Genomic DNA, 16,406 nt, shown 5'->3' on the forward strand with positions numbered 1-16,406 from the left:
TGCTGCTGGTAGCAGTGTGGTGAGCAGGGCATGGCCCACTTCGTGGTATGCGATCAGGCGTTTTTTGGCGCTGTCTTGTAGTGGTTTGGCCCCTAAGCCCATGGTTACCCTTTCAAGGGCATCATTCATAGATTGTTCATCAATGAATAGTCGTTCCCGCCGTGCGGTGAGAATTGCCGCTTCATTGATCAAATTGGCTAGATCCGCGCCAGAAAAACCTGGGGTGCGGCGGGCCCACATCCCTAAAGACACATCATCGCCAAGGGGCCGGGTGCGGGCATGAACGCCAAGAATTGCCTCTCTACCGCGGCGATCGGGAAGCTCCACCATGATTTGGCGATCAAAACGCCCTGGCCGCAGCAGGGCGGAATCCAACACATCTGAGCGGTTGGTGGCTGCCAGCAGGATTACACCGGAATTGTCTTCAAACCCATCCATTTCTGTGAGCAGCTGATTAAGGGTTTGCTCCCTTTCATCGTTGCCCCCGCCGATACCGGCCCCTCTTTGGCGGCCAACAGCATCAATTTCGTCGATAAAAATTATGCAGGGCGACTTTGCCTTTGCCTGGCGAAATAGATCGCGCACCCGGCTTGCCCCCACCCCCACAAACATCTCCACAAATTCAGAGGCGGAAATCGAGAAGAAGGGCACATCAGCTTCTCCGGCGATTGCTCGGGCCAGCAATGTTTTGCCTGTTCCCGGCGGGCCCACTAGCAACACTCCCCTTGGGATACGAGCGCCCACAGCGGTGAAACGTTCTGGTTCCTTTAAAAAAGTAACCACCTCTTGAAGTTCAGCTTTTGCTTCATCGATGCCAGCAACATCTTCAAAACGCACATTGATGCTCCCTTCTGGCTGCAGCCGGGCCTGACTGCGACCAAAACCAAGCGCTTTTTGGGCTACGGAAGCGGAACGGCGCAACAGCAACACCAGCAGGCTTATCAGTAACACTCCAAGGAAAAGGTTGATCAGCAGTCCGCTGCCTGCCCCTTCAGGGTCTGTGGGGCTAACGCTGAGGGGAACTCGCGCCGCTTCTGCTGTGCGGATGATTTGCTGGTCGTTGCTGAAAACTGCCACCCGGCTTTCACGGCCGTCTTTGAACTGCACCAGCACCTGATCGCTGCGCGGCAAAAGCTTTAACTCCTTCACCTCACCACTGCGGATGGCTTTGAGCAGGCCGCTGTAGCTGGGGGGTTTGCTCAAATCCGGTTTAAACACAGCTGTTTTTTACTTATCTAAGCTTAGCGATTGACGGATGGTATCTCGACGTTGGATGATTGACAGTTGATATTAAGTAAGCCCGGATGGCTGTTCCTAAAAAGAAAACCTCCAAAGGAAAGCGCAATCAGCGCCATGCCACTTGGAAGGCAAAAGCACGGGTTGCGGCCCAAAAGGCCATGTCTTTGGGTAAGGCGGTGCTCAGTGGCAGGGCCCAGGGATTTCTTTATCCAATGCCTGATGAAGCTGAATCAGAAGAGGAATGATTCGGTTTTAGCTTCCTAGCTTGAATGCCTCTAATATCACTGCATAAACAGCTCCCATTCTTAAATTATCAGATATTATCCAAATCAATTTATTTTTATTTATATTAGAAACTGTTCTTATTCTAACATTAATTTCAATCAATAGCAGTAATCCCACGGCACCGATGCTTTGAAGTCGGGTGAAATTTAAATAAATACTTGTTAAATTTGCAGCCAGATAGTAGCCGATCAAAAGGGCGAGTAATCCCACACTTTTTTGATACCAACTGCTGCTTACCCAGCCGAGGAACTGTTTGCTAAGAACTTCTTGAAGCTTATAAAAACGAGTCGATTGAGGCATTTCCACTTAAGCCGCCAACATTTGTAATTTAGCAACGTTTATTCAGAGAAATTTCAATAGAAGTGCTTGCAGGGGGGCATCATGCGTTTGTGCAGATTTGATCTAAGCAACCCTGATTCATTCTCCTCCCTCCCCAGATCGCCTCTGGCAATTGCCCCAGCCCCTGGTTTCTAGCGCCCCTGTAAGCAGCGCTGATTTACCTGTAGAACTGCTGGCGGTACTGAATCGCCGCGGCATTTCTGATCCAAAACTGGTGGCGGCCCTGCTTAAGCCAGCAGCAGCTCCTGCGGCAATGGATCATTTCCCAGATTTAGGCGCTGCCCTTGATCGCCTTGAAATTGCCTGCCGTAATGCTGAATTAGTGGCGATATGCGGTGATTACGACGCAGATGGGATAACCAGCACTGCTCTAATGCTCGGGGTTCTACAACGGCTTGGGGCAAATCCTGTGGCCGCAATACCCAGCCGGCAAGAAGATGGCTACGGGCTCAATGTTGCCATGGTGGAAAGGCTTTCAAGCCAGGGCTGCCGCTTATTAGTAACCGTTGATAACGGCATCAGTGCCAGGGAGGCCCTTGAGCGGGCCCAAACCCTTGGCCTTGAGGTGATAGTTACCGATCACCACACAATTCCGGCCTTAATGCCGCCATTACTGGCGCTTTTGCATCCGGCTACCACCCCTAAGGGTTCCCCATATCGCGGCTTAGCGGGGGTGGGTCTTGCTTATGTGCTTTCCCGCGCTTTGGCGCAAAGGTTGAAGCGAGTTGAGGCGCTTCAGGCTGCCCTTGATCTGTTTTGTATCGGCACCATCGCCGATATGGCTCCACTTGTGGGGGTAAATCGCCTTTGGTTGCAGGAGGGGCTTAAAAACTTGCACCGCTCCAAATTGCCTGGTTTGCGTGCCCTTGCCCAGTTGGCTGGATTGGAAGATCGCAGCATTGATAGCCAAGCGGTGGGTTTTCGCTTAGCGCCAAGGCTTAATGCTGTTGGTCGATTAGCAGATCCAGCCCTTGCGGTGGAACTACTCACCACTAGCGATCCAAACCGCGCTTTGGAACTAGCCGATCAATGCGAAGCCTTGAACCGGCAACGTAAAGACCTATCCGATGGCATTGAAGCTGAGGCCAATGCCTTGGTGGAGGCCGATGGGCCCCAGCGACCGCCGTTTTTGCTGTTAGCGCAAAACCACTGGCATCACGGTGTAATTGGCATCGTGGCGGCCCGTTTAGTGGAACGTTGGGGTTTACCTGTGGCAATGCTTGCCGGCGAAGGTAATGGCAGGCTGCGCGCTTCTGTGCGGGCCCCCCAAGGTTTTGCTGTTGATCAAGCGCTGCAGGCCTGCGCCCACCTATTGGAGCGATTTGGAGGCCATCCAGCGGCTGGTGGGTTCACAGTGATGGCCCATCAGGTGGCCCCCCTTCAGGAAAAACTTTCAGAGCTTGCTGCCCAGTGGCTTGAGGGCCGCTCCAGCGCCCTGTTGGTGGCACCAGAGGCCTTATTGCCTTTAGGGCGTATTGATGCTGATTTCTTGCATCAACTGCAGCGGCTTGAACCATTTGGTGTGGGAAATCCAACCCCGCTTTTTTGGGCGCGTCATTGCGAAGTGAAGCGTATGCGCTTACTGCGTGGTGGCCATCTCTGCCTTCAGCTGCTAGCTCAAGGCAGCAGCACGCTTACGGCTATGGCCTGGCGTTGGACGGGCCCTGAACCCAGCGCTCGTTTTCTTGATCTTGCCTTCAGGTTGCGGCAAGACCATTGGCAAGGGCAACCCCGGCTCCAATTAGAAGTGGAAGCCCTGCGACCAAGCGCAGCACAAGCAGTAGTTTTGATGAGGGGCAAACGCCGTTATCAATGCGAAAAGCAAGGTTCTGATTTATTGATCCGCAACCCAGCCGGTGAAGAATTGCGGGTGCCATGGCTGGCGCATGATCACGATGTTCAAAATCTTCATCCCCATACGCTTGCGATCGTGCAAGAGGCAGCCCAGGCCTTGGGTTTAGTTGCTTAATGATCAGCCCAACCCCTCCCATGTCGCCGCGCCACTGGTGGTTTTTGCTGTGGCCAATGCTGCTTCTCGGTTTCTTAATCGGTTTTGCTTGCCTTCCTTTGAATTGGATTGATCAATGGGCAGACGATCAATTGATAACTGCTTTTGATCAAGGCCTTGGTTGGCGCATTTGGTTGCCAATTGCAGCAATGCCCGCGCTTTGTTTTTTGCAGCGTGGTGTTTGGCGAGCGGGCATGGGTTCAGGAATTCCACAGGTGGCACTTTGTATTGAAGAGCCAGAGCGGAGCGCTGATTTTCTAAAAATTGGCCCCCTTTTGATGCGCTGCGGCCTTTGGAGCCTTGCCAGTTTTTGTTTGTTCCCCCTTGGCAGGGAGGGGCCAGTTGTATTTATTGGTACAACTTTGGTGTGGTTACTGCGCGGATACTTAAGGGCTCCCCTGGCCCAATTGAGCGCCCCACTGCTCTATGCCGCTGCGGGTGGGGCTGGCATTGCAGCCGCTGGCGATAGCCCCTTAGTGGGTGTTGTGTTTGCCGCTGAAGATCTCATGCAGCGCTGGAATAGGCCTTTGCTTTGGGCCGGGCTTGTAGTAGCTCTGCCTGCCGCCCTTGTGGCTGCAGGTGGTGGAGAAGCCATGTTTGCTTACGGCATCATTCCAGGAAATCTTGATCAATGGAAACTGATCAGCTTTGGGCTTCCCTTAGGGCTAATGGGGGGCTTACTGGGAGCACTTTTTAGTGGAATGGTGCTGCGGGCAACAAAACTGTTGCAGCCCATCGCTCTACTCAAACCGCTAAGGGTGGGTTTGTTATTAGGAGGTGCGCTCGTTTTATTAGCAGCGATCAGCGGTGGCAGGGCCTATGGGGATGGATCTGCTGTGTTGCTGGATTTAGTGAGTAGGGGTGGCAGCATCAACAATCTGCAAGGGATCAGCACCCTGCTGGGGCGGTTATTGGGGCCAGTATTGGCTCTTGGGGTGGGGATCCCTGGGGGATTGATCGATCCTGCCTTGGCGATCGGCGGGGTGGCCGGAAGCATTTTGATGCCGCTGCTGGGTCAACAAGATCCGCTTCTCGGCATGGCTATCGGCATGGGGGCCGGCCTTGCTGGTGCAACTCAATTGCCTTTGTTTTCTATTCTTTTTTCAATGCAGCTCTGCGGTGATCAACAGCTATTGCCTGGGTTAACACTTGCCAGCGCCTTGGCGGCTATGGTTAGCCGCAGTTTGCAGCCGCAGCCGGTCTATCACGGCTTAACTGCATTATTCGAAGCCCGTTTAGGGGAAAACTATTTAAAGGGCGCCGCGACGATAGAAGAGGATGAAGATCACAGCAGGGCCAGCCAAAGTGATCAGCGCTAAGGCACCGAAATTTGCAATCAAGTGGAAATCGATGCCCATTGCGATTCGCGCAGTTATTTATTCATTCAGCCTAAGGGGCACAGATGCCTTTTCTAATCTTTTCGGGTTAATACCGTGACCGCTTGTTACAGCTGGACTTGCATTAGTAATTGCGGCGCCTGCTGCCGTTTAGATCCAAATCAGCGCCCTGAAGCATTAGCAGCGTTATCTCCAGCTCAAAAGCACACCTATCTGGAGATGGTGGGTAGTGATGGTTGGTGCGTCCATTTCGATACCGGTGCTCGCCGCTGCAGGATTTATGCCGATCGACCAGACTTTTGCCATGTGGATCAGTTAGCAAATTTGTTTGATGTTCCCGTAGAAGAGCAAAACAGTTTCGCGATTGAATGTTGCCAAGCGCAGATCCGCGTGGAATACGGTGGCAAAAGCCTTGAACGCAAGCGCTTTGACCGGGCAATCCAAACCAAATAGCAATGCCCCTGCTGCAGGGGCGATTTTTACGAGCACCTTCGTAACGGTTTTTCTTGCGGAGTTAGGGGATAAAACGCAACTGGCCACTCTGCTGCTTTCAGCTCAATCGGGAAGACCTTTATTGGTATTTCTTGGCTCGGCTTTAGCGCTTATCGCTTCAAGCTTTGTAGGTGTGTTGCTGGGGCGTTGGTTGGCAGCTTTTATTTCACCCCAGCGGCTGGAATTACTAGCTGGCGTGTTGATGTTGATACTTGGCGGACTGCTGGGTTTTCAAGTGTTGAGTTCATTTCTTTCCAGCTCATCTCTTTCAACTTGATGGCTCTCAACTTCATGGTTATCTCCCCCGATTTGCTTTTGCTTGGTTCCACCTTTACAACGGTTTTTTTAGCGGAATTGGGCGATAAAACCCAGCTGGCAACCGTTGCGATTAGCGGCACTAGCAATAGGCCTTTGTTTGTATTCCTTGGCAGCGCTTCCGCTCTTGTGCTTGCAAGTTTCTTGGGGGCACTCCTTGGTGGCGGATTAGCTGAATTTGTGCCCACAGAACTGCTGCAATCGGCGGCAGCCCTTGGCTTTCTAATCATCGGTGCCCGCTTGGTGAAGGCTTCTTTATCGCAAACGATCAAACAGCCCTAAGCCGGAGCAGCCTTAAGCTGATTTCAATTATTGGCAGCATTGCCTTCTCATGAAATTTTCCGTTGCCAACCTGCTGGAGCAATTGCAGGGTGAATCGGCAGTTTCAGTGCAGGAACTTGAAAAAAAGTTAGCCCTTAAAACCGTAAAAGAAAAACACTATTTAGAGCTTGCTCTTCAAGCATTAGAGCGGGTGGGCCTGCTCAGCCAAGCGGAACAGGGCGTTAGTCGTATCAATAACGAAACCTTGATTGAGGCGCGGCTGCGCTGCTCCAGTAAAGGTTTTTGCTTCGCTTTAAGAGACGACGGAGCAGATGATATTTACATCCGTGATCATCAGTTAAACCATGCTTGGAATGGTGATCGTGTGCTGGTAAAAGTTACTCGCGAAGGGGGGCGGCGCCGTTCCCCAGAAGGGGGGGTGCAGTGCATCCTCGAGCGCGCGAACACCACAGTGCTGGCTCAGGTGGAACGTTTAGATGCACAACTCCTAGCTGTTGCGCTTGATGATCGCCTCAATGCAGCAATTCAGCTGGATGAAGTTGATGCTGAACATATCGAACGTGCCGCAGAAGCTCTTGTGGAGGTGGAATTAGATCGCTTCCCTGTGGGGCAATTTCCAGCTCAAGGCCATGTGCGCCGCTCTTTATCAATCATGGGCGGCGGCTCAGCAGATTTGGAGCTGTTATTGGCACGCCACCGGCTTAACCCAGCCGGCTTTAGCGGCCGCATTAATTTAAAAACGCCAACCGCAGCCGGTAGAGAAGATCTCACTGAATTACCAACAATCCTGCTGCAGGGCTGGGCTGCTGAAAATTCACCGGCTTCCGTTGCGGTTTCGATCGAAACCAGTAGCACTGGAACCCGTCTATGGCTGCACGGGCCGGATGTGGCAGAACGCCTCAGCCTCGACGGCCCAATGGAGCGCTGGTTGCGACAACAGGGGGAAGCGATTTGTATTGGCAATGATTGGTTGGCGCTGTTGCCTGCCCCCCTGCAGGAGGCAGCTGCTCTGGTGGTGGGAAAAGAAAACAGCGCCCTCTCTGTTGCCCTTGATCTCAGCCCAGAAGGGGATTTGCTGCATTACCACTTCTGCCGTTCCAGCGTTCGGATTGATGCTGCCTTGGATTCAAAAAGCATGGAAGCTTTTATTAATCGCAAGCCCAAAGCCCGCACTACCCCAGTTGCTCTAAAAGCACTAAAGGAATATCTCCCTCTTTTAGAGACGTTGCAAACCTTGGTGCTAGTTCTGCGCCAGCAGCGGGTAGCAGCAGGCGCCAGCCTCGATCTTGATTTACCTCTACCTCCCCTTGAAAGCCTTAAGGAACAGGCGCAGGGATTACCTGATCAGCGGCGTAGTGGTTGGTTTGCCAGCGGGGCTGCTAATTCCCCGATTACTTGGTTGAGGGAATTGGTGCGCCCTGCCGAGCAAGCCCTTGGCCGTCATTTCGCAGCCCTTGAACTGCCGGGCTTGTTTCTTAACCAGGCTGCCCCCGATCCAGCAGATCTCAACGATCTACTCAAATTGGCCGTTGGGCTTGATGTGCCTTTGGAACTTGGTGCTGATGGCAATGCACCCGCTGCTGCAGCGTTAGCTGAGGCTTTTCTTGGCACAGAGAGGGCTCGAGTGTTGCAACAACAATTGCGCGAAGCCATAAAACCGGTGCAGCTGAGTGCGGTGCCGCAAGAAAATGCCCTGGCGGCTGAACCGCTGGCTTATGCCCCTTGGTGTTTTGCATCGCTGCACTACAGCGCTATCTGGAATCAACTGCTGCTGGTGAGCTTGCTTACAGAAGCCAAGGATCGCCCCAGCGTGCGCCATAAAACCCGCATTGATCTGAGTAGTGATAGCTGCCATGGCCAAATTGAATGGGCTTTGCTCACCGCTAGCCAATTGGCTCCTTTTCAAGAGGCAATGGCAAATGGGCTACCAAATCGTTTGAATGGCCGCAGCCGCTTTGCCGATGAGGTGGAAGCTGATGCCCTTGCCCTTGCAAGGGCAAGGCAGGCCCAAACCCTGGTGGGTCAAACCCTTGCCGGGGTAATTAGCGGCATTCAAAGCTATGGCTTTTTTGTGGAGTTACCCCCCACCCAAGTGGAGGGTTTGGTGCATGTGAGTTCGTTAAAAGACGACTGGTATGAATATCGCTCCCGCCAACACCGTTTGGTGGGCCGTAAAAATCGCCGCACTTACAAGCTCGGTGATCCAGTTGAAGTGGAGGTGCTCAAGGTAGATGTGTTGCGTCATCAAATTGATTTAGCGGTAATTCAGCCAGAAATAGATCACTCTTCCCAGCCGCTTGAAGATGAAGGTGAGGATGAAGAATCCTGAAATAATTGCCCCTGATGCTCCTTTGCTGCTTGCTGTGTGCGGCGCCTCCGCTCAGGTGCTCGCCTTAAGGGCTTTGCAGTTGCTTTTGGAGGGCGGCCACTGCGTAGATCTGGTGTTGAGCCGTGGTGCATTTGAGGTGTGGAGAGCTGAGATGGGGGTGGTGCTCCCTGTTGCGCCAAAGGAACAGGAGCAGGTGCTTCGCCAGCACTGCGGCACCAGCAAGGGTGAGTTGCGCTGTTACCGCTGGAATGATCAAGCAGCTCCTATGGCAAGTGGCAGTTATCGCAGCCGCGGCATGTTGATCCTGCCGGCCACGATGGGTACCGTTGGCCGTGTGGCAGCAGGAATCGCCACGGATTTAATCGAGCGCTGCGCTGATGTGCAACTCAAAGAGGCACGCCCATTAGTGATTGCGCCCCGCGAAATGCCATGGAATTTGATTCATCTGCGCAACCTCACCGCTTTAGCTGAAGCGGGCGCACGGATTGCACCACCGATTCCGGCCTGGTATCACCAGCCCGAAAGCCTCAACGACATGGTGGATTTTTTAGTAATTCGCATCCTTGATTTGTTTGGCTACGAATTGGGTGCATTGCGGCGTTGGGAAGGTCCAATCCAAGAGCGATGAGGGAACTACTAGCACTGCCACTGCTGTTACCCCTTGCGGTTGCTCTGGTGGTGGGTTTATTCAATCTTTCAACGCCGAGCCGCTTGAAATTTTTGCTCTGGTCTTCCCCAACCCTGCCCCTTGGCAGCTGGGTGATGCTGGCAGCTGGCGGTGGTGCCGCCATCGGCGCTGCTTTTAGTGCTGCTTCTGTATTGCCAAGAAGGCGCCGGCTGGAAGCACAAAACCAAACCGAATCAAAGGCCAACTTCAAAACCCAGTTTCAATCTGAACCAGCCCAGCAAAAGCGAACCTCCCAATCTCAAGCTTGGCCTGAACAAGATCCCCAGGCACCGGCCCCCACGGTGTCTGTTCCTTTCAAGGTGGTGAGTAGAAAACAAGCTCCCGTTTCCTCTCAAAATCCAGGGGATTGGGATGAATCCATTGAGGCTGATTGGTGAGCGCTGTTTTAGCTTGGTAAAACCTCACCCGGTTACTTGGTGACTGATTCGGCCCCCAAAGCAGCACCTGCGCCTAAACCGGAGGATCAACCCTTCGAGAGTTTTATTCCCGAACTTTTTTTGCCTGCCCTTGCAAAAGAAATTGAGTCTTACGGAGGCCCGCTCACGCGCTTGCAGCTGGAGCAAGCTCCCATGCCTGTGGTGGGTGAAATGTGTTGGCAAGTGGCGGGTGAACTGCCTGGAGGCAGAAGGTTTTGGCTCTGCTTTTTAAGCAACAACATTCAAGGTTCAAAAACCATTGCCCTTGCTGAAGCTGGATCTAATCCAAGCTTGCTGGAATCTTTTTTAATTGATGAAAAGAAAACCACCCTCGCTTTGCTTGTGAGTCGTACGGTGCAAAGGCTGAACGGGCAGAAATGGCTGGGGCCCAACTGAGCTCCCCACCCCCTTACAGTTATTAGATAGAGAAGGTATCCCTCGGATGGTTCCAGCAAGCGCTGCATTAGCAAAGGAGTCGATCCTTACGCCTCGGTTTTACACAACCGATTTTGAGGCGATGGCCGCCATGGATCTGCAACCCAATGGGGCTGAATTAGAAGCGATTTGCGAAGAATTTCGTAAAGATTACAACCGCCATCATTTTGTGCGGGATCAATCTTTTGAGGGGGCAGCAGAAAAACTTGACCCGGATACCCGCAAAGTTTTTGTTGAATTTTTAGAGCAGAGTTGCACTTCTGAATTTTCTGGATTTTTGCTATACAAAGAATTAAGCCGTCGTATTAAACATCGCAATCCCCTGCTGGCCGAATGCTTTGCCCATATGGCACGTGATGAGGCTCGCCATGCTGGCTTCCTTAACAAGGCGATGGGTGATTTTGGTTTGCAGCTTGATTTGGGCTTCTTAACCGCCACAAAAGCTTATACATATTTCCAACCTAAATTTATATTTTATGCCACCTATCTTTCTGAAAAAATTGGTTACTGGCGTTATATAGCGATCTATAGGCATTTGGAGCAAAATCCAGATAGCAAAATATTTCCAATTTTCAACTTTTTTGAGAATTGGTGCCAAGACGAAAACCGTCACGGAGATTTCTTTGATGCCTTGATGAAGGCGCAGCCAGCCACTGTGCGCGGATTCCAAGCAAAGCTCTGGTGTCGCTTCTTTTTGTTGGCTGTTTTTGCCACTATGTATGTGAGAGATGTTGGCCGGAAGGATTTCTATGAGGCCCTTGGTTTAGATGCAAGGGAATACGATAAGTATGTAATTGCAAAAACAAACGAAACATCTGCCCGCGTTTTTCCGGTGGTATTAAACGTTGAACATCCCCGTTTTTACGAGCGCCTTGAGCGCATTGTTCAGCACAACCACGCCCTTGATGCGGCAGATCAAGCCAATGCTTTATTGCCTCTGAAAGTTGTTACTAAACTTCCCCATTGGCTTGGCAATGTATGGGAAATGGCTCGTCTTTTCTTTACAGCTCCGATCGCGAGCAACCAATTTCAACCCGCAATTCGTTAATTAATCGTGAGTTTTCTTGATTCCCAATGGCAGGGGCGCCTCGAGCTTCTGATTGCCGCCGGCCGAGCTGCTGGTGCAGATTTAGTTGAGATCTTTTTGGAACGCTTCGATCGCCTAAGCGTGCTTGCAGAACAGGAAAGGGTTACCAGTGTGAATCCATCTTTGGGCTGCGGAGCTGGTATTCGCGTATTTCATGGTGCGGCCGATGGCTATCGCGATGGTTTTGTGAGCACCACAAATCTCAGTGATGAAGGCTTAATGCAAGCCCTTGATCAAGCCTTGGGCATGCTCAATTTGCAGCGAGGCATCAGCAACGGGCATTCATTTGCCGGCCTCAACCCCTTAAGTAACTACGGCAGTAGTAAGCAAAATTGGTTAACTCAGTGCCCGGGAGTGCAAACAAGCGCTGATCGATTACTTGAAGGCACAGCCAAGTTGGAGCAGCACGGCAAGCACCTACAGGCCCGCCGTGGCAGCTATTCCCGTGATTGGCAAGAAATGCTTGTGGCCGCCAGCGATGGCACCTTCAGCCGTGATCTGCGCTTGCATCAAACCCTTGGCCTCAGTGTTCTTGCAGCCGATGGCGAGCATCGTTCCAGTGTGGCCCGCCGTTTTGGTAGTTCTGATAATCCCCGCGATTTGATTGATTGGGATGCTGATGCTGCCGCCCGCGACATCAGCGCAAGTAGCGCCACCATGCTTTATGCCGATTACATCGAAGCCGGTTCTTATCCAGTGGTGCTGGCAAACCGTTTTGGCGGTGTGATTTTCCATGAAGCCTGCGGCCACTTGTTGGAAACTACCCAGGTAGAACGTGGTACCACTCCATTTGCAGATAAAATGGGTGAGCTAATTGCCCATGAATCAGTAACAGCTATTGATGAAGGTGTATCGCCTCAATCTTTTGGCAGCCTTGCTGTTGATGATGAAGGTTTTGAACCGCAGCGCACCACTTTGATTGAAAACGGCATCCTCAAAGCATTCCTTTCCGATCGCGCCGGAGAACTGCGCACTGGCCATGCCCGCACAGGTAGTGGCAGGCGTCAAGGACATTCCTACGCAGCTGCTAGCCGGATGCGGAATACGTTTATCGCCGCCGGACCCCATAGCCCCGCCGATTTAATTAGTTCGATTGATCGCGGCCTTTATTGCAAGGTGATGGGTGGTGGCAGTGTTGGCCCCACCGGACAGTTCAACTTCTCGGTGGAGGAGGGCTACTTAATTGAAAATGGTGCACTTGGTAAACCAGTAAAAGGTGCCACCTTGATTGGTGATGCAGAAACTGTTATGCCAAGAATATCAATGTGCGGCAATGATCTTGATCTAGCTGCTGGATTCTGTGGCTCCGTTAGTGGCAGTATTTATGTAACTGTGGGGCAACCCCATATCAAGGTTGATTCCATCACTGTTGGAGGCCGTTGAGATGCTGAATCCCCAACAATTACATGATCAATTGAGCACTCTTGCAAAACAAGAGGGTATTAATCAATGGGATTTAGGTGCAGCATCTGGCACCGATCTTTCAGTGCAGGTGGATCGTGGTGAACCTAAGCAGCTCAAGGGTGCGCAACGCAGCGCCGTTACGGTTAGAGCCTGGACCAGTGATGGCCGTGTTGGTATTACAAGCAGCACCGACCTATCAATTGAAGGATTAGCCCAAGCCCTAAAAGGTGCAAAAGAGGCAAGTGTTTTTGGTGATCTTGAAGAACCGCCTGGCCTTTCTTGTCGCTCCCTTGAGCCCCTTATCCCTTTAGAGCGGCCGCGTTTAGCGCTTCAACCAATACAAAATCTCTTGAAAACCTTGCTTGATGCAGAAAGGCAATTATTGGATTTGCATCCTGCTATTAATACAGTTCCATATAATGGCTTATCTGAACGTAATGGTGAAAGCGTATATATAAATAGCCTTGGCTCTCAGCGCCATCATTTGAGTAGTTCTTCGGCTTGTTATTTGTATGCAAGGGCCGAACAGGATGGTCGTAAACCCCGTAGTGCTGGAGCTGTGCGTTTAGCCTATGGATCTGAACAATTAGATGTGCAGGCTTGCATTAAGGAAGCGGCGGAATTAACTATTAGTCATCTTGATTATAGCGCCATTGACACTGGCTATTACAACTGTGTATTTAGTCCAGAAGCGTTTCTTGATCTGATTGGTGCTTTTAGTAATATTTTCAATGCAAGATCAGTACTTGATGGTTTGAGCCTCTCAAATCGTGATTCCCTTGGTTCTACTTTGGCAGTGCCTTTTCTAAATCTTTGGGATGATCCTTTACATAAATCAAATCTTGGCGCTTCCGCATTTGATGGTGAGGGCACACCAACAGCTCCTTTAACTTTGATCGAAGCAGGTAATTTGGCTCATTTCCTCCATAGCGAAGGCACCGCCAGGCAATTTGGCGTTGCCCCAACCGGTCATGCAGGGATGGGATCAAAGGTATCTGTGGGTCCGGATTGGTTTGTGGTGGCTCCCACTCCTGGCATTGCTGCTGGTGATGCCCAACTCAATCGCCATAAGGCTGATGGGGTGGTGTGGATCGATTCCCTTTCGGCGCTTCATGCCGGCGTAAAAGCAAGCCAAGGTTCGTTTTCACTTCCTTTTGATGGTTGGCTAGTTAAAAATGGCGAACGCATCTCAATTGAAGCTGCCACGGTTGCAGGCGATATTCGTAAGGTGTTAAAAACTATCCTTGCCCTTGAAGGAGAACCGCTGGTAACCCCCGGCGGCATGTGCCCATACGTGTGGGTGGAAGGTCTTTCGATAACTGGCGAAACCTAGGCTTTTGAGGGTTTTATTTTGGGGTACGCCCGCCTATGCCATACCAACCCTTAATGCCCTATTCGATGGCGGCCATCAAATTGTTGGTGTAGTTACTCAACCAGATCGCCGTCGCGGTAGAGGGGGAGCATTACAACCTTCGCCCGTAAAGGCGCGGGCGTTGCAGTTGCAATCGCAATCAAGTGCTCCTATTCCAATATTTTGCCCTGAGCGAATTCGAAAAGAACCCCAGATCCAAGCGGATCTTGCAGCCCTTGGCGCAGATTTAAATGTTGTGGTGGCATTCGGCCAACTGTTGCCAGCAGCGGTGCTAGATGCACCTTTATATGGTTCATGGAATGGCCATGGCTCGTTGTTACCGCGATGGCGTGGGGCTGCTCCGATTCAATGGTGCTTGCTAGAAGGTGATAGCTCCACTGGAGTTGGCATCATGGCGATGGAAGTGGGTTTGGATACAGGCCCTGTATTAATTGAAAGGCATTTATCAATCGGCTTATTAGAAAATGCCAGCCAGCTGGGCATACGTTTAAGTGAATTAACAGCCGAATTAATGCTGGAGGCTTTGCCATTAATTGCAAAAGGAAATTATCAGCTTCAACCCCAGCCAGCAGCTGGCGTGTGCAACGCCCGCATGATCAACAAAGCCGATTATCAAATCGATTGGCAGCAGCCAGCATTGCAATTGCACCGGCAGGTGATGGCTTTATATCCTGGTGTGTACACCACTTGGCAAGGTAAACGCCTAAAAATGCTTGCCACTGAACCATTGGTGGAACGTTTAAGCGCTGAATTAAGCCCTGAAGTTGCTGAATTAACAAAACGGCAGTGGCCCCAAGAATGCCCCGGTGAAGTGATAGAGCGCATCCCTGGGCTGGGGGTTGTGTTTGCTACTGGGGGTTGTCCGTTGCTTTTACGCAGCGGGCAGTTGGAAGGTAAAAGCGCTGCCAGCGGCGCAAATTTATTGCAACAACTCAATTAGGTAGCCCAGATCAGGCGGCCCCAAGCGATACATCTTGCAAAACTCACAACGCCAAGGCCAATACAGATCGGACAATGCAATGGACCCATCGCTTACCAAATCGCAGTAGTTCAGCATAGGCGGCGGCGGTTGGTAAAACCCCAAAGAAATAAAATTGATACCAAGCTCAACAACAACCACTGTGGTAATTCAATGTTTGGAAATATCACCCTTGTTAGAAGTTGCAAACCAACTAAGCCCACTGCTAAATAGCCAGCAGATTCAAGCCGTGGAAAGTTGTTGAGCATAGAAATAAACAAATTTGAACTCAACCTCAGGGCCACCACACCAATTACGCCTCCTGTAATTACTAGCCACAATTTGTCGCTCACTGCAACGGCAGCTGCAACACTATCAAGTGAAAAGGCAAGATCAGTGAGGGCAATACTTATGGCAGTAGTTGCTAATTTCTTGTCAACTCCAAATGCAGTAGTTGCTTGATTAGTTTCCTCTTCTTCTGATTTATTTGAAATAAAATGTTGCCCGCAAAGCCAGAGCAAGTAAGCAGCGCCTGCAGCCATCAATGGCCTAAAACCCAATACCCAGCGGGAAATTAGGATCAACCCCACTCGAAATATCAAAGCAAAAACAAGCCCTAAATTGAGAGCCTGCTTTTGTTGATCTGGATTTTTTAAGCCTTTGGCAATAGCGGCAAGAGCAATGGCGTTATCGGCAGAAAGCACCACTTCCAGCCCCACCAACACCGGCAGCAGCAGCAGCACCTCATGCCATTGGTCTGCAGCACTGATCAGCGGGGTAAGAGAATCAAGGCTTGTTGCTTCCATTGGAGCAGCTTAGAAAGCATGGGCGCTGCTCCACGTGAAAAGGGTTACTGCTATGGGAAATGAGTTGTTCACTCAAGTGGATGTGCTCCATGCCGATGCCGAAAAGGTAGTGGTGCGGGTGAGTTGCATCAATGCTGGGGTGGTGGCAGCTGCCCTTGGTGAAGCAGCTGGGGCGGAAGAGGCGGAAGATCGCGCCTTAGCTCGCTTGCAGCAACGCTTGGCTCAAGCCCCAAGGCAATCTCAAATACCTGCGCCAGTGCAGCGAATTAATCAAGAACCAATTTCACAACCCTTTCAAGAAGCAACTAAAGAAGCAATTACAGAACCAGTAAACGAACAAATTCAAGAACCAATTCAAGAACCTGAAGATTGGAGTGATGAACTCACGGCGGTAGAGCTGGAATTGCAGCGTCTTGGCTGGGATCGCCATCAAGAGGGCATTTACCTAGAGCGTGCTTTTGCCCTTGCCAGCCGCAATCGCCTTGTGAACTACGCCGATCTTGTGATCTACCTCAAGGCCTTACGCACCCTTGAACCTCCATGCAGTGCCGCCACAGCTGCCATTCCCCTATTGCGCGCAGCCATGCTGAAAGCCAGCGATCAATTGCTAGGCC

The 16,406-nt window shown here is 51.3% G+C and carries 18 protein-coding genes and 1 pseudogene; 15 read left to right on the plus strand and 4 right to left on the minus strand.

Annotated elements, in window-relative coordinates:
• A partial coding sequence (locus tag KB557_RS03840) for an AAA family ATPase (RefSeq protein ID WP_255131497.1) occupies positions 1-1,218 on the minus strand: 1,218 nt, incomplete at its 3' end.
• A gap of 86 nt (positions 1,219-1,304) precedes the next feature.
• Here KB557_RS03840 and rpmF point away from each other — a divergent pair.
• Positions 1,305-1,484: a 50S ribosomal protein L32 gene (gene rpmF, locus KB557_RS03845; protein WP_255131498.1), complete on the plus strand. Its 180-nt coding sequence runs from the start codon at positions 1,305-1,307 to the stop codon at positions 1,482-1,484.
• Positions 1,485-1,491: 7 nt separating this feature from the next.
• Here rpmF and KB557_RS03850 read toward each other — a convergent pair whose 3' ends face one another.
• Positions 1,492-1,824, minus strand: a complete 333-nt coding sequence (locus KB557_RS03850) for a DUF565 domain-containing protein (RefSeq protein ID WP_255131514.1) — start codon at positions 1,822-1,824, stop codon at positions 1,492-1,494.
• A 151-nt stretch (positions 1,825-1,975) separates the two neighbouring features.
• On the opposite strand from KB557_RS03850, the gene recJ reads away from it, so the two are divergent.
• Together recJ and KB557_RS03860 are read left to right on the plus strand one after the other, a co-directional pair.
• Positions 1,976-3,832: a single-stranded-DNA-specific exonuclease RecJ gene (gene recJ, locus KB557_RS03855; RefSeq protein ID WP_255131499.1), complete on the plus strand. Its 1,857-nt coding sequence runs from the start codon at positions 1,976-1,978 to the stop codon at positions 3,830-3,832.
• A 188-nt stretch (positions 3,833-4,020) separates the two neighbouring features.
• Entirely contained in the window at positions 4,021-5,190 is a 1,170-nt protein-coding gene (locus tag KB557_RS03860; protein WP_399218625.1) for a chloride channel protein, read from the plus strand.
• Here KB557_RS03860 and KB557_RS11215 read toward each other — a convergent pair.
• Positions 5,170-5,229, minus strand: a pseudogene (locus tag KB557_RS11215) (photosystem II reaction center protein Ycf12); the annotation flags it as partial. The gene KB557_RS03860 and the pseudogene KB557_RS11215 sit on opposite strands and share 21 nt — an antisense overlap.
• Positions 5,230-5,304: 75 nt before the next feature.
• Here KB557_RS11215 and KB557_RS03865 point away from each other — a divergent pair.
• The 11 genes from KB557_RS03865 to fmt are packed head-to-tail and all read left to right on the plus strand — an operon-like array spanning position 5,305 to position 14,968.
• Complete coding sequence (locus KB557_RS03865) at positions 5,305-5,661, plus strand: YkgJ family cysteine cluster protein (protein ID WP_255131501.1); 357 nt, start codon at positions 5,305-5,307, stop codon at positions 5,659-5,661.
• A complete protein-coding gene (locus KB557_RS03870; protein WP_255131502.1) occupies positions 5,636-5,977 on the plus strand; it encodes a TMEM165/GDT1 family protein in 342 nt (113 codons plus the stop codon). Before KB557_RS03865 ends, KB557_RS03870 begins: the two co-directional genes overlap by 26 nt.
• A 14-nt stretch (positions 5,978-5,991) precedes the next feature.
• Complete coding sequence (locus tag KB557_RS03875; RefSeq protein WP_255131503.1) at positions 5,992-6,297, plus strand: TMEM165/GDT1 family protein; 306 nt, start codon at positions 5,992-5,994, stop codon at positions 6,295-6,297.
• Positions 6,298-6,346: 49 nt separating this feature from the next.
• A complete protein-coding gene (locus KB557_RS03880) occupies positions 6,347-8,626 on the plus strand; it encodes an RNB domain-containing ribonuclease (protein ID WP_255131504.1) in 2,280 nt (759 codons plus the stop codon).
• The gene (locus KB557_RS03885; protein WP_255131516.1) at positions 8,613-9,254 is read left to right on the plus strand and encodes a flavin prenyltransferase UbiX; all 642 of its coding nucleotides are present in this window, start codon (positions 8,613-8,615) and stop codon (positions 9,252-9,254) included. The genes KB557_RS03880 and KB557_RS03885 overlap by 14 nt, the downstream gene beginning before the upstream one ends.
• Positions 9,251-9,691 carry a hypothetical protein gene (locus tag KB557_RS03890; protein ID WP_255131505.1) on the plus strand — a complete coding sequence of 147 codons (441 nt, stop codon included), beginning with the start codon at positions 9,251-9,253 and terminating at the stop codon, positions 9,689-9,691. The genes KB557_RS03885 and KB557_RS03890 overlap by 4 nt, the downstream gene beginning before the upstream one ends.
• A gap of 39 nt (positions 9,692-9,730) precedes the next feature.
• A complete protein-coding gene (locus tag KB557_RS03895; protein ID WP_255131506.1) occupies positions 9,731-10,126 on the plus strand; it encodes a DUF2996 domain-containing protein in 396 nt (131 codons plus the stop codon).
• 46 nt (positions 10,127-10,172) lie between these two features.
• Positions 10,173-11,213: a magnesium-protoporphyrin IX monomethyl ester (oxidative) cyclase gene (acsF, locus tag KB557_RS03900; protein ID WP_255131507.1), complete on the plus strand. Its 1,041-nt coding sequence runs from the start codon at positions 10,173-10,175 to the stop codon at positions 11,211-11,213.
• A 6-nt stretch (positions 11,214-11,219) separates the two neighbouring features.
• Positions 11,220-12,635 (plus strand): TldD/PmbA family protein, encoded by a 1,416-nt coding sequence (locus tag KB557_RS03905; protein WP_255131508.1) that lies wholly within the window; start codon positions 11,220-11,222, stop codon positions 12,633-12,635.
• Position 12,636: 1 nt separating this feature from the next.
• Positions 12,637-13,989 carry a TldD/PmbA family protein gene (locus KB557_RS03910; RefSeq protein WP_255131509.1) on the plus strand — a complete coding sequence of 451 codons (1,353 nt, stop codon included), beginning with the start codon at positions 12,637-12,639 and terminating at the stop codon, positions 13,987-13,989.
• A gap of 4 nt (positions 13,990-13,993) precedes the next feature.
• Positions 13,994-14,968 carry a methionyl-tRNA formyltransferase gene (fmt, locus tag KB557_RS03915; RefSeq protein WP_255131510.1) on the plus strand — a complete coding sequence of 325 codons (975 nt, stop codon included), beginning with the start codon at positions 13,994-13,996 and terminating at the stop codon, positions 14,966-14,968.
• A gap of 110 nt (positions 14,969-15,078) precedes the next feature.
• Here fmt and KB557_RS03920 read toward each other — a convergent pair whose 3' ends face one another.
• A complete protein-coding gene (locus KB557_RS03920; protein WP_255131511.1) occupies positions 15,079-15,792 on the minus strand; it encodes a TerC family protein in 714 nt (237 codons plus the stop codon).
• 52 nt (positions 15,793-15,844) lie between these two features.
• Here KB557_RS03920 and KB557_RS03925 point away from each other — a divergent pair.
• Positions 15,845-16,406: hypothetical protein (locus KB557_RS03925; protein ID WP_255131512.1), on the plus strand; the 562-nt coding region annotated here is incomplete at its 3' end.

The sequence above is a fragment of the Synechococcus sp. Cruz CV12-2-Slac-r genome, from assembly GCF_024346075.1.
Taxonomy (GTDB): domain Bacteria; phylum Cyanobacteriota; class Cyanobacteriia; order PCC-6307; family Cyanobiaceae; genus Synechococcus_D.

Bases quoted from the DNA above. Each gene is read 5' to 3' on its own strand.
- rpmF (WP_255131498.1), top strand. From the start codon at position 1,305: ATGGCTGTTCCTAAAAAGAAAACCTCCAAAGGAAAGCGCAATCAGCGC.
- KB557_RS03850 (WP_255131514.1), bottom strand. From the start codon at position 1,824: ATGCCTCAATCGACTCGTTTTTATAAGCTTCAAGAAGTTCTTAGCAAA.
- KB557_RS03860 (WP_399218625.1), top strand. From the start codon at position 4,021: ATGCCCGCGCTTTGTTTTTTGCAGCGTGGTGTTTGGCGAGCGGGCATG.
- KB557_RS03875 (WP_255131503.1), top strand. From the start codon at position 5,992: ATGGTTATCTCCCCCGATTTGCTTTTGCTTGGTTCCACCTTTACAACG.
- KB557_RS03880 (WP_255131504.1), top strand. From the start codon at position 6,347: ATGAAATTTTCCGTTGCCAACCTGCTGGAGCAATTGCAGGGTGAATCG.
- KB557_RS03885 (WP_255131516.1), top strand. From the start codon at position 8,613: ATGAAGAATCCTGAAATAATTGCCCCTGATGCTCCTTTGCTGCTTGCT.
- KB557_RS03890 (WP_255131505.1), top strand. From the start codon at position 9,251: ATGAGGGAACTACTAGCACTGCCACTGCTGTTACCCCTTGCGGTTGCT.
- acsF (WP_255131507.1), top strand. From the start codon at position 10,173: ATGGTTCCAGCAAGCGCTGCATTAGCAAAGGAGTCGATCCTTACGCCT.
- KB557_RS03910 (WP_255131509.1), top strand. From the start codon at position 12,637: ATGCTGAATCCCCAACAATTACATGATCAATTGAGCACTCTTGCAAAA.
- KB557_RS03920 (WP_255131511.1), bottom strand. From the start codon at position 15,792: ATGGAAGCAACAAGCCTTGATTCTCTTACCCCGCTGATCAGTGCTGCA.